This window comes from Leptotrichia trevisanii DSM 22070 (assembly GCF_000482505.1).
In the GTDB taxonomy this organism is placed as follows: Bacteria; Fusobacteriota; Fusobacteriia; order Fusobacteriales; family Leptotrichiaceae; genus Leptotrichia; species Leptotrichia trevisanii.
Window position 1 is genome coordinate 1 of sequence record NZ_AXVL01000053.1, and the last position, 12,186, is coordinate 12,186.

The following is a 12,186-nucleotide window of genomic DNA, read 5'->3' on the forward strand; positions in this document are numbered from 1 at the left end:
CAAAACCTGAAATAAATAGAGAAAAATCTCAAAATATAAATGAACAGTTAAAAAAATTGAGAGAAAGAGTAGGTAATTAAGATGAAAAAGTTGAAATTTATATTATTAATTTTGATAAGTATTTTATGTTTAAATTCTTGTTTTACAATAGCTACAATGATGGGGGAAGGTTTATTACCTTATCCTGAACCTGAAAGTCCTTATTATTATGGTAATAATAAGAAATTAAATACTTTACTTCTTACTGAAAATAAAAAAAAGATAGAGATTGGAAATAGTAATGTACAAATTTCTATACCAAGTGGGTTAAAGTTAAAAGAATCAAATGGACTTATTAATAATTATTTATATGAAAAAAAATCGTTCGAATTACACGGATATTATTTAGAAAAAGAAATATTTTTACCAATATTTATTTTCAATGAAAGTTTTGAAGAATTTTTAAAAACAGAAAATTTAGTTAAACTAAATGAAAATACTTATTTAAATTTTGAAAAAAATAGTAAAAATAGAAAATTAGATCAAATTATTAAAAAAATTGATGATAATGTCTTTGCTGTTGTTAGTATTGTTGATATGAATGATAAATCTAAAAATTTCTTTTTAGAGTTGATGAAAGATTGGTAAAAAATATTTAATCAAATAAGTTTCAAGTATTGTTGTTAATATTAGGAGACAGGAAGAATTGATTAAACAAAGAAAGGACAATGTAAAAGATATGCTTATGAATGTCCCAAGAGTAAATCCGGACTATGGAAAAGATAAGGATGAAAAACTATTTAAAGCAAGAGATGATGCATTAACAGAACAACTGAATAAAGATTTTCCAAGAAATAATCCATATAAGAATACAAATCCTGATGAAGTTTTAAATATGCCAAAACCTGAAAAAAATAGAGAAAAATCTCAAAATATAAATGAACAGTTAAAGAAATTGAGAGAAAGAGTAGGTAATTAAGATGAAAAAATTAAGATTGTTGATATTATGTTTATTAAGTATTTTCTGTTTAAATTCCTGTCTTGCAACAGCTGCAATCATAGGTTCAATGCAGGGGGACGGTTTATTGCCTCCTCCTAAACCTAAATATCTCTTTTTGGAAAATATAGAAGATTTTCCTCAGATATTTTTAAATAAAAAAGTAAAGGTAAAAATAGAGGGTACCAATAAAGAAATTTATATTCCAGAAGGCTTTGAATTAATAGAATATGATAAAATTAAAAGAAAATATGATGATCATTTTCCTAAATTTTATGGTTCAATATATTTAAGAATAGGAGATCCTGAATTTATCATATATAACAAAAAGGAAAATTTTGCTTTGACTTTAGGTATAAATAAAAACCCTAAAATAGAAGATATTGCTGATAATTTTGAAGATTTGAAAAAATTAAAAGAAAACACATATCTAGCTAAAGCAAAAAAAGGATATGGTGATGCTTTTTTAAAACAAATTGATAATCAAATTTTAGTTTATTCGGTCGTTTCTAGTGGTAGTGTACTAACGGATGAAAAGAATCAAGAAAGAATAAAAATTTATTTAGAACTGACAAAAGATTGGTAATTAAATATTTAGATATTAAATTGTTAAATAAATTTTAAGTGTTGTTATTAAGATTTGAAACAGGAAGATTTGATTAAACAAAGAAAGGATGAAAATATGAAAAAAATAAACCTTATATTGTTAACATTGATTGCTATATTCAGCATAAATTTATCTGCTGAAAAATTATTAAACTTTAATCAAGCAAATGTTATTAGTTCAGAAACGTTAAAGCAAGTAAACGCTTCTTCAACTTATAAAATTATTTACAAAAAAGAAAAGAATGGTGAATACAAATATACTTTAGAAAAATTATCAAATTTTGATAACGATAAAAATTTAAAAGTATTTGTAAATGGAACTGAAGATAATTTAGGATGTAGGTATTGCTGTTGATATTATGAAACAGGAAGAGATTAAAATAGAAAGTTTGAAAAACCATAAGGAAAAAGATAGCAGAGAAAAATATGAAAATGCTTTGAGAGAACAAAAAAGATTAATTGATCAAAGAAAGGAAAATGTAAAGGATATGCTTATGAATGTTCCAAGAGTAAATCCAGATTATGGAAAAGATATGGATAAGGATTTGTTTAATGCGAGAGATAATGCCTTAACAGAACAGCTGAACAAAGATTTTCCAAGAAATAATCCATATAAGAATATCAATCCTGATGAAGGTTTAAATATGCCAAAACCTGAAAAAAATAGAGAAAAATCTCAAAATATAAATGAACAGTTAAAAAAATTGAGAGAAAGAGTAGGTAATTAAGATGAAAAAGTTGAAGTTTATATTATTGATTTTGGTAAGTATTTTCTGTTTAAATTCCTGTCTTGCAACAGCTGCAATCATAGGTTCAATGCAGGGGGATGGTTTATTACCTCCTCCTAAATCTGAAAGTCCTTATTATTATGGTGATAATAAGAGATTAAATACATTAATTCTTAGTGAAAACAAAAAAAAATAGAGATTGGAAGTAGTAAAATACAAATTTCTATACCTGAAGGATTATGGTTAAAGAATAGTGATAATAGTCTTCTTAATGAAACATTGAATAAAAAAAAATCACTTGAATTATCTGGATATTATCTAGGAAAATCCATTTTACTACCAATTCATATTTATAATGAAAATTTTGAAGAATTTGCAAAAAAAGAAAATTTAGTTAAAATAAATAAAAATACATATTCTAACAAATTTGAATATGGGAGTAAAAAAATTAAATTGAATCAAATTATAAAAAAAATTAATGACAATGCTTTTGCCGTTACAAGTTTTGATGATACGAAAGAAATTTCTAAAAATTTCTTTTTAGAATTGATGAAAGATTGGTAAAAAGTTTTGAATAAAAAAAAAGGAGGAAAATATGAAAAAAATAAACCTTATATTGTTAACATTGATTGCTATATTCAGCATAAATTTATCTGCCGAAAAATTATTAAACTTTAATCAAGCAAATGTTATTAGTTCAGAAACGTTAAAGCAAGTAAATGCTTCTTCAACTTTTAAAATTATTTACAAAAAGGAAACGAATGGTGAATACAAATATACTTTAGAAAAATTATCAAAATTGTAAAAGCTAATGAAATTGAAGCACGTGATATTGTAAGCAAGGATAATTTCTTGGCACTGGATGCAAATGCAAATATCACAAGAAGAGATATTTATAGACAAGGAAGAATTGCTGAAAGATAAGAAAATGACGGCGGAGCAGGATTTGCAGGAAGTGAAGTTGAAAAAGTAAGCAGAGCAACTATCGGAAATGGAACTATAGTTACTAATCAAGGCACAGTTGGTGTAAATCGTGATATATCTAAATCTGATGAAAAGACAAGAGATGTAGAAGTAAAAAGAGTCAGAATAGATTACAACGATGAAAGAAGAGAATGGGGAGAAGTTAATGCAATAATTTCAGAAAATGCAGGAACTATTGGTAAGTTTACTGATAAAATTTCCTTTATTCCACAGTTTGTTGCCGGAAAAAGTAATGAAGAAACATTCAGGGAAGCAACTTTTAAAACTATAAGACAAGTTGAGGATGCAATTGATTTTGGAATGCTTAATCAAGAACTTGGACTAATACCGACATCTGGACAACACGGTGCAGTAGGAGAACAATTGGTTAAGACATTTATAAAAGACAAGAATCCTATATATAAACTAGTGGCAAGGGTTGACGCAAATGGAAAAATAGTAACAGAATATAAACTTATAAATCGTCTTGGCGAATTGACACCTGATGAAAATGGAAAAGTAAGAGTATTTGCCAACGGAATGGCTGAAGAGCTTGAAAGAGCAGGTGCAAATGCTATAAACCAATATATTACTAAAGAAGATTATGAAAGGTTAAAAAATAACCCTAATGAAACCTTTGAAGTTGGACTGGTTTATAATAAGACTAGAGGACGTATTTGGGATGGATTTGAAAGTCTTGTTGGAAAAATGCAAAATGGTAGCCCAAATAACTTTGGCTTAACAACAGGTGTGTCAAGAGGAATGAAGGATGCTCTAAGTACCTATGATCCAAATGTTACCTATGAAGTCAGAGGATATAGTCAAGGGAATATAAACCTTGAAGGAGCATTAAATGATATGATAAATAAAGGTGAAAAGTTTGCATTCATTGGTAATAACAGATTAGAATTATCACATTCAGGAAGTCCAAAGGCAGATATGGTATATGATGACTTAGCAAAAAAAGCTGGAGCTAAAGAAGGAAGTGTTGTAAATATTGGCTCAGCTTCTAATATAAAGGATATGGTTACAAGTGAAACAGCTGGACTAGTAAAAGGATTGATTTCTGAAATGTCTCCTTTAAGAATGACAGAAAATTTTGATGAAGCTGTTGCTGAATACGAGAAAAAACCACCAAAAAATGAGATTTCAAAAACTCCGATTATAGGAGGGGCATTACAAACACATCAGGAATATGCCTTAGTAGGGTTACCAGAACTTTATAGAATTGATAAAAAAAACAAGAAACCAATACAAGGAGATTTTAATATTGATGAAGTTAAAAAAATAGTAAAAACTCAAGATTTAAAAGGTTTTGAAGGATTAGAAAATGTCAAGTCAATGCAGGATTTATATTATAATTATCCTAAAATGTATAAAGCATTCAATAAGTACGTTTCAGAACATCATAGACTGTATTTTAATAAAAAAAAACCAATAATTTCAGAAAATGCAGGAACTATTGGTAAGTTTACTGATAAAATTTCCTTTATTCCACAGTTTGTTGCCGGAAAAAGTAATGAAGAAACATTCAGGGAAGCAACTTTTAAAACTATAAAACAAGTTGAGGATTTTATTGATTTTACACTTTATAATCAAGAAGCTGGAATAATTCCAACATCTGGACAATACGGTGGAGTAGGTGAACAAATTGTTAAAACCTTTATAAAAGACAAGAATCCAATATATAAATTAGTAGCAAGGGTTGATGCAAATGGAAAAATAGTAACAGAATATAAACTTATAGATCGTCTTGGTGAACTGACACCTGATGAAAAAGGAAAAGTAAGAGTATTCGCCAACGGAATGGCTGAAGAGCTTGAAAGAGCAGGTGCAAATGCCATAAATCAATATATGACTAAAGAGGATTATGAGCGGTTAAAAAATAATCCTAATGAAACCTTTGAAGTTGGACTGGTTTATAACAAAACTAGAGGACGTATCTGGGATGGAATAGAAAGCATTGTTGGGAAAATGCAAAACGGTAGTCCACAAAATTTTGGCTTGACAACAGGGGTATCAAGAGGAATGAAGGATGCACTAAGCACTTATGATCCAAACGTTACCTACGAAGTCAGAGGATACAGTCAGGGAAATATAAATCTTGAAGGAGCATTGAATGACATGGTAAATAAAGGCGAAAAATTTGCATTCCTTAATGGAAATCATTTGGAATTGTCACATACAGGAAGTCCAAAGGCAAATAAAGTATTTGACGCATTATCAGAAAAAGTTGGAGCTACAAAAAATAGCGTTATAAATATAGGGTCTTCAGCAAATAAAGATGACTGGATTACAAGTGAACATGCAAAAAGCATATTTAAAGTAGTTCCTGAAATGACAGATATTGATTTATCAAATTATGATATTGCTATAAAAAAAGGAGATAGAGAATTTTATCAAGAAAAATTTCATGGAATTTCAATAGCTGGAGAAGCAACATCAACAATACAAGTTTATAACATCTATGAATTACCGCATACAGGAATTGAAAAAGAAAAAAGAGTTAGAGAAGAAAGTGATTTTACTTTAGATGATATGAAAACTATTGTGAAAACACAAAATCTAAAAGGGTTTGAAGAATTAAATAAATATCAAACTATCAAAGATGTAGACATTAGACTATTAAGTAAATTTCAAAACTACATAAATAACCATCATGGAATGTATTTTAATAAGGATATAGAAATTGCAAATCAAATTATGGAATTAGAAAAAACGAAACAGGATATTTTAAAACAGTCAAACTCAGAAGAAAATAGAACTAACTATAATAATGCTGTTAATAAACAAAAAGATTTAAAAAATCAAAGAATAACGAATGTAATAGAAATGTTAAAAACTGTTCCAAGAGTGAATGCAGATTATGGAAAAGATAGAGATAAGGATTTGTTTGAGGCGAGAGATAATATACTAATAGAACAGCTAAATAAAGATTTTCCAAGAAATAATCCATATAAGAATATCAATCCTAATGAAGGTTTAAATATGCCGAAACCTGAAATAAATAGAGAAAAATCTCAAAGTATAAATGAACAGTTAAAGAAATTAAGAGAAAGAGTGGGTAATTAAAATGAGAAGATTAAAATTATTGATATTATGTTTATTAAGTATTTTCTGTTTAAGTTCGTGTTTTACTATATCATCCTTTGTTATGGATTATGGACTTGCACCTGGATCTGGAAATAATCCTTTTACTTCCAAATTAGAGAATTTAACACCTCTTCTCACTAAAAAAAAGATAATGTTAAAATTACCTTCTGGAACGGATATATCTGTTCCTGAGGGCTTTAAATTAACAAAGTATAAAAATTCATATCTTGATTGGCGTGCTGGACTTGTTAATAAAAATTCTAGTGTTATTGAAGTTGAAGGTAAACGTGTGGATTGGTTATCTGTTTCTGATGGAAATTTATTTTTACAAAATCAAAAAGTACTGCTACCTATAGTAATTGTAAATGCAAAATTAGGAGAAAAAATGAAATTAGCAAGTATTAAATTAGATCAAAAAACTTATATAATAAAAGCTAAATTACCAAAAGAAGAACCGGCCAGAAGATATTCTGATACTCTTATAAAAGAAATTGATAAAGATACTTATGCTTTCGTTAATATTGCATATACAGATGGTTATATAAATATTGAAGAGCATGAAAAATTGAAAAATTTTTATTTAGAATTTATGAAAGATTGGTAAAAAGTGGAGTGTACCTCAATTTCGGATAAATAATTTATTAATTTTTTTGATAACTATTCAATAATTCGTGAAAAGAAGGAGGAAATAAAATGAAAAAAATATTATTAGGAATTACAGTTATAATGTGCTGTTTAAATTTATGTGCTAAAAGTAATGAAGTGATAAAAATAAATAATACTTCAAGGCAAGTTGTGGCTGATAAAGTTGAAGATAATTTAGAAAATGTATTGAATTTTAATCAGGCGAACATAATAAGTTCAGAAGCATTGAAAAAGATGAATAGTTCAACCTATAAAATTATTTACAGAAAAGAAAAGAATGGCGAATACAAATACACTTTAGAAAAATTATCAAATTTTGATAACAATAAAAATTTAAAAGTATTTGTAAATGGAACTGAAGATAATTTAGACAGTGCAGTAAAAAAAGCCATAAATCAAAATATGACATCATCAGACAAGAAAAAAGTTGATGATGGCGGAACTTTTGAAACTATTTTAATTTATTCAGAATAGAATAAAAATTAAGTTTTTAAATAATCGTTGTTGTAAAAGACAGCGGTTATTTTTTTAATATTACATATAATTTGAATTTTTAAAACAACTTTTTACCCAATAAATTTTATAAAAATATTTATTTAATTTATTAAATTAGTCTCTTTTTATTATACCTCTTATATATATCTTTTATATTATCCTTTTTAGGTACTCGCAAACAGCGATGAATAAAGGAGCTGAATGTGTTAAAAAACAACTTTTTACCCATTATTTTGACATTTAAAACGACATTTTACCCATTTAAAAACGCTTTTTTACCCACTTAATAACAACTTTTTACCCAAAAATCACAGTATTTAAAACAACTAAATTTAAAATAGTAGTTATTAGTTGTTTTAAATTTAAAATTGTGGTATAATTAAATACATTAGGAGGTGTTTTTAATTGAATGAAATTGTAAAATATAAAAATGATTTTAATAATCAGGAACTTAGAAAATTTACAGCTGAAGAATTAAATTTATTAATGACAATTCTTCATAAAGTAAGGGATAATGGAACTAAAATTTTAAATTTTTCATTTAATGAGTTAAAAAAACTTATAAGACTTGAAAAAAATATGACAATAATAATGAATGTTAATAAAAAAATTGCTTGTATTAAATTATACTTTTCAGACAGAAGAGCTTATAATCCAATTTGCACTTTTTCAGGAATTTGTAATAAATGCTAAAACGCAAAATTTGACAATTGCAGTAAGTGAAAGGTTTAAATTTTTACTAAATGAGTTTGAACCTAGTAATTGGACAAGATTTGAACTGGAAGAATTTGTGAGATTAAAGTCAAGCTACACCAAAGAATTTTACAGAAGAATGAAGCAGTTCAGAAGTACAGGCTTTTGGAGTGTTAATTTAGATGAATTTAAAAGATTAATGGATATTCCTGTAAATTATCGAATGTGTGATATTGATGTAAAAGTCTTAAAGCCAATACAAAAGGAACTTAAAGAAAAGTATGTATTAAAAATTCAGAAAACATATAATACAAAAGGAAGAGGACGTCCTGCCGACTTTTTCATTCACAGAAAAGTGATGGAGTAACTGGAATGTTTAACACCTTGACAATAAAGTCAATAAATGAACAGAAAAATGGAATGGTAGTTGTTAAAATTCAGAATGTTGATGATTTTTATGAGCAGAATTTTAACTTTAACAGCATGGAACATTTTGAGAACAGGTTCAGGAAATATGTGATATAAGAAGTTCAAAAATGATAAATATTTGCATTATTTTAGATTACAATTTTTTATTATTTTGGTACTTTTTAATACTAGAAGTTAATACTAAAAAAGGCTATTTCATAAAATTAACTTTATAAAACAGCCTCAGTATCAACTATTATAGATATTTTTTCTATGCCCTACTTCTAACACCAGTATTACTAAATTTTCATCTTGAATATTTACAATAACTCTGTAATCTCCTATTCTGTATCTCCATTGTCCTTTTCTATTTGCTTTCAACATTTTTCCTTTACTGCGTGGATCTTCTGCAATATTTTCTAAATAAATTTTTATTCTCTTTTTTACAAATTCATCTGTTTTAGTAGATAGATAAGTCTTGTTATTTTCAAATATTTAATTGTAGATTGAAAAATTTAGTTTGTTATTTAAAAATTCAATTATAATTTTTTAAATTTTTACTTAATCTAAAATAGATAAATATAAATCTAGTCTCCGATTTAAATATCTAGCAAACATATCTGACATTGCTGATATATCGTGCTTTACATGATATTCATCAAAAGCTTCATAATATCTCAACCGATCAGTAAACTTGATATCTATCGGTGGATATCCTTCCTTCATAAGTTCTAAATTTATTAATAATCTTCCAGTCCTTCCATTTCCATCAATAAAAGGATGAATACCTTCAAATTCTATATGAAAACGGGCAAGCTTAGTTACAATGTCTTCCTTGCTATTTTTGTATTGTTCTAATAATTCTTCCATTTTAGGAATAATTAGATATGGTTGTACAGGTTCATGAGCTGCACCCATGATTCTAACAGGAACTCTCCTATATACTCCTCTATCCTCTTTCTTATCAGCCAATACCAAATAGTGAATATCCTTAATTATCTTTTCAGATATTTCAACATTTTCACTAACAAGTTTTCTTACATACTCAAATGCTTCTTTGTGTCCAATTACTTCCAAATGCTCCTTTAATGATTTTTGATCAATGGTAAGCCCTTTAAGAATCATGTCTGTTTCACGCAAAGTTAAAGTATTCCCTTCAATTGCATTTGAGTTATAGGTATATTCTGTTAAAAATTCTTCATTTAATCTTTCCAGTTCACCTTCTGTTAAAGGTCTTCTTGCTTTAAGATTGCTTAATTTTTCTTCTAATATTGGAATAAGCGTTCCTGTAATTTTATATCTTCCATCAATTGGTTTTATTGCATCATATGGTATTTTCCAAGTTCTTCCTTCTTGATATGCACCAGGTATTTTCCCTTCAGAGCATAAAACTCTTACTCTTCTATCAGATATTCCCCATTTTTCAGAAGCTTGTTTAACTGTAATATACATAAAATCCCTCCAATCTTTTCATAGTATACTATTTTATCGGAATAATATCAATACTATTGGAATGAAATATATTGATTGTCGGAACAGTACTTTTTTTGAAAAATTTGAAACAAAAGTTGAAATTATTTCTAATGGTATAAAAGGAAGATTAATTCAGGAAGAATTAGCAGAAGATATTATTTCCATAATTCATTCATTTAGCGAAAAACTTTACGGAATGAGAAATAAATTGATAAAAAAGAGTAAATAAAAAGGGGCTGTCTCAAAATGATTAAAATTTTGAGTTCAGCTTCTTCTTTTTTTTTAAAACCGAGATAAAATCTCGGCAAAATGGTATAATTGAATTATGACAAACAACAACCATTCAACTAATTGTGCTACATTTTTTCCAAATTATCAATTATTTTGCCCTATAGTATATGATATTTTTATTGATTTTCTATTTAACAAATGATATAATAAAAAAACTTAATTAAAAAGGAGGTAAGTTTTGGGATATAAAAAAATAGTGATTTTTTGTGCGTTTTTGCTTGCAAATCTTGCTTTTACCGCTCCAGTTAATGAAGCTAACAGAATTATTGACATCCAGCAGAGACAGCTTGAACAGGAGAGAATCAGGCAGCGGCAGGAGAAAATGCAAAGAGAATTTGAGAATACAAAATTTGATAATTCTCAGATACAAATCAATAATGATATTAAAAGCGACAACAGCAATTCTAATAAATTTTTAATTAAAATGATTAATTTAAAAGATGATGATAAACTGTTATCTCAAAGAGAAAAGGATAGAATTACTGGAAAATATATCTATCTTGAACTTAGTTCCAATGACATTAGAAACCTTCTTACAGATCTTACAAATAAACTAATTTCTAAAGGATATACTACATCTACTGTAAACTTTGACAAGAATAATGATTTAACCACTGGGATTTTAAATTTAGAAATTGTTGCCGGCAGAATTGAGGATATAAGGATTAATTCCGGCAATGGGCTTGATAAGTATAAGGAATTTTTTATGTTTTCTAGGAATAAGGGGAAAATCCTTAATATCAGGGACATTGACACGGCGACTGACAACTTTAACTCAATCAATGCCAACAATATGACTATGGAAGTTCTTCCAGGAAGAAAAGAAAACTATTCAAGAATTGAAGTGAAAAACAGATTAAAGAATAAATATACTGTTGGAATTTTAACTAATAATTATGGGGACAGTAAGCAGAATGGAATATGGAGAAGAGGGATTAACCTTAATATTGACAGCCCTCTTGGGATAGGAGATAATTTCTATTTCACATACATGACTGTTCCTAAGAAAAATCCCGACAGAAGCTGGAAAAAGACTATTGAGCAGCTGCAGCCAGGGGAGATTTTGCCAATCGGGCCAACTGGATATAATCCTGCAAATGGGGACAAATTACCATATAAAAGACGGCTTGATATGTTTAATTTTGGATATACGATGAAATTCAGGACTTACACCTTAAAACTTAATTCAAGTAAAAGTATTCAGGAAAGCAGCTTCTATTCGGCAAATACAGTATATGACATGTATTCAGGCAGCCATACGTTGTCTGCCGATCTGGAAAAAATACTGTTCAGGAATCAGAAAAGCAAGGTCAGTCTTGATTTAGGGATTAAAAGAAAGCATAACCAGAGCTATCTTGAAAAGTCGGCACTGTCTGACAGGAAGCTTGCTATAGGTACTTTAAGCCTTAATGCTACAACTTCACTTTTCGGAGGGATTTTTGGAAGCTCTTTCGGATATGAGAGGGGACTTAAAATATTTAATGCTGAAAGGGATAGCGGGAAGATAGAAACTACCCCGAAAGCACAGTTTCATAAATACAGTATGAATCTTAGCTACTACAAGCCCATAACGAATAAATTTGTCTACAGGGCAAATGTTTATGGAAGCTATTCAAATGATGTGCTTTATGGAAGTGAAAGGCAGACAATAGGCGGCGTCGGAAGTGTCGGGGGCTATCATACAAGGGAGTCCATTCAGGGAGATAAGGCTATAGAAATCAGCAATGAGATTGCATACAATATTCCAGTTAAGAAATTTGCGGTTGTTTCTCCATATGTTAATTATGGATACGGGGCTGCAAAGTACAACAGGGA

The 12,186-nt window shown here is 28.2% G+C and carries 18 protein-coding genes; 16 read left to right on the forward strand and 2 right to left on the reverse strand.

Annotation, left to right across the window (positions count from 1 at the left end; translation table 11 throughout):
* The first annotated feature begins 81 nt into the window (after positions 1–81).
* The 14 genes from K324_RS0108805 (at position 82) to K324_RS16405 (ending at position 8,724) form a co-directional block, all read left to right on the forward strand.
* Positions 82–627, forward strand: a complete 546-nt coding sequence (locus K324_RS0108805) for a hypothetical protein (protein WP_026748826.1) — start codon at positions 82–84, stop codon at positions 625–627.
* A 58-nt stretch (positions 628–685) separates the two neighbouring features.
* Positions 686–958, forward strand: coding sequence for a hypothetical protein (locus K324_RS0108810; protein WP_026748827.1), 273 nt, complete (start codon positions 686–688; stop codon positions 956–958).
* A gap of 1 nt (position 959) precedes the next feature.
* The gene (locus K324_RS0108815) at positions 960–1,562 is read left to right on the forward strand and encodes a hypothetical protein (RefSeq protein WP_026748828.1); all 603 of its coding nucleotides are present in this window, start codon (positions 960–962) and stop codon (positions 1,560–1,562) included.
* Positions 1,563–1,658: 96 nt separating this feature from the next.
* Complete coding sequence (locus K324_RS0108820) at positions 1,659–1,937, forward strand: hypothetical protein (RefSeq protein WP_026748829.1); 279 nt, start codon at positions 1,659–1,661, stop codon at positions 1,935–1,937.
* Between the two features lie 4 nt (positions 1,938–1,941).
* Positions 1,942–2,310 carry a hypothetical protein gene (locus K324_RS0108825; protein WP_026748830.1) on the forward strand — a complete coding sequence of 123 codons (369 nt, stop codon included), beginning with the start codon at positions 1,942–1,944 and terminating at the stop codon, positions 2,308–2,310.
* Position 2,311: 1 nt separating this feature from the next.
* A complete protein-coding gene (locus K324_RS16395) occupies positions 2,312–2,506 on the forward strand; it encodes a hypothetical protein (RefSeq protein ID WP_026748831.1) in 195 nt (64 codons plus the stop codon).
* Between the two features lie 83 nt (positions 2,507–2,589).
* The gene (locus K324_RS16400) at positions 2,590–2,874 is read left to right on the forward strand and encodes a hypothetical protein (protein ID WP_026748832.1); all 285 of its coding nucleotides are present in this window, start codon (positions 2,590–2,592) and stop codon (positions 2,872–2,874) included.
* Between the two features lie 31 nt (positions 2,875–2,905).
* A complete protein-coding gene (locus K324_RS0108840; RefSeq protein WP_026748833.1) occupies positions 2,906–3,115 on the forward strand; it encodes a hypothetical protein in 210 nt (69 codons plus the stop codon).
* 479 nt (positions 3,116–3,594) lie between these two features.
* Positions 3,595–6,345, forward strand: coding sequence for a hypothetical protein (locus tag K324_RS0108850; protein ID WP_026748834.1), 2,751 nt, complete (start codon positions 3,595–3,597; stop codon positions 6,343–6,345).
* Between the two features lies 1 nt (position 6,346).
* Positions 6,347–6,970 (forward strand): hypothetical protein, encoded by a 624-nt coding sequence (locus tag K324_RS0108855; RefSeq protein WP_026748835.1) that lies wholly within the window; start codon positions 6,347–6,349, stop codon positions 6,968–6,970.
* 89 nt (positions 6,971–7,059) lie between these two features.
* Positions 7,060–7,485, forward strand: a complete 426-nt coding sequence (locus tag K324_RS0108860; protein WP_026748836.1) for a hypothetical protein — start codon at positions 7,060–7,062, stop codon at positions 7,483–7,485.
* Positions 7,486–7,911: 426 nt separating this feature from the next.
* Positions 7,912–8,199, forward strand: coding sequence for a RepB family plasmid replication initiator protein (locus K324_RS16545; RefSeq protein WP_269472647.1), 288 nt, complete (start codon positions 7,912–7,914; stop codon positions 8,197–8,199).
* Entirely contained in the window at positions 8,102–8,566 is a 465-nt protein-coding gene (locus K324_RS14650) for a replication initiation protein (RefSeq protein WP_269472646.1), read from the forward strand. The genes K324_RS16545 and K324_RS14650 overlap by 98 nt, the downstream gene beginning before the upstream one ends.
* A 5-nt stretch (positions 8,567–8,571) precedes the next feature.
* Entirely contained in the window at positions 8,572–8,724 is a 153-nt protein-coding gene (locus K324_RS16405; protein ID WP_232056068.1) for a hypothetical protein, read from the forward strand.
* Between the two features lie 132 nt (positions 8,725–8,856).
* On the opposite strand, the gene K324_RS0108870 is transcribed toward K324_RS16405, so the two are convergent.
* Entirely contained in the window at positions 8,857–9,102 is a 246-nt protein-coding gene (locus K324_RS0108870) for a type II toxin-antitoxin system RelE family toxin (protein WP_026748837.1), read from the reverse strand.
* Positions 9,103–9,168: 66 nt separating this feature from the next.
* Positions 9,169–10,059: a Fic family protein gene (locus tag K324_RS0108875; RefSeq protein ID WP_026748838.1), complete on the reverse strand. Its 891-nt coding sequence runs from the start codon at positions 10,057–10,059 to the stop codon at positions 9,169–9,171.
* 61 nt (positions 10,060–10,120) lie between these two features.
* On the opposite strand from K324_RS0108875, the gene K324_RS0108880 reads away from it, so the two are divergent.
* Both K324_RS0108880 and K324_RS0108885 read left to right on the forward strand, forming a co-directional pair.
* Complete coding sequence (locus K324_RS0108880) at positions 10,121–10,309, forward strand: recombinase family protein (RefSeq protein ID WP_026748839.1); 189 nt, start codon at positions 10,121–10,123, stop codon at positions 10,307–10,309.
* Between the two features lie 240 nt (positions 10,310–10,549).
* Positions 10,550–12,186: ShlB/FhaC/HecB family hemolysin secretion/activation protein (locus K324_RS0108885; protein WP_026748840.1), on the forward strand; the 1,637-nt coding region annotated here is incomplete at its 3' end.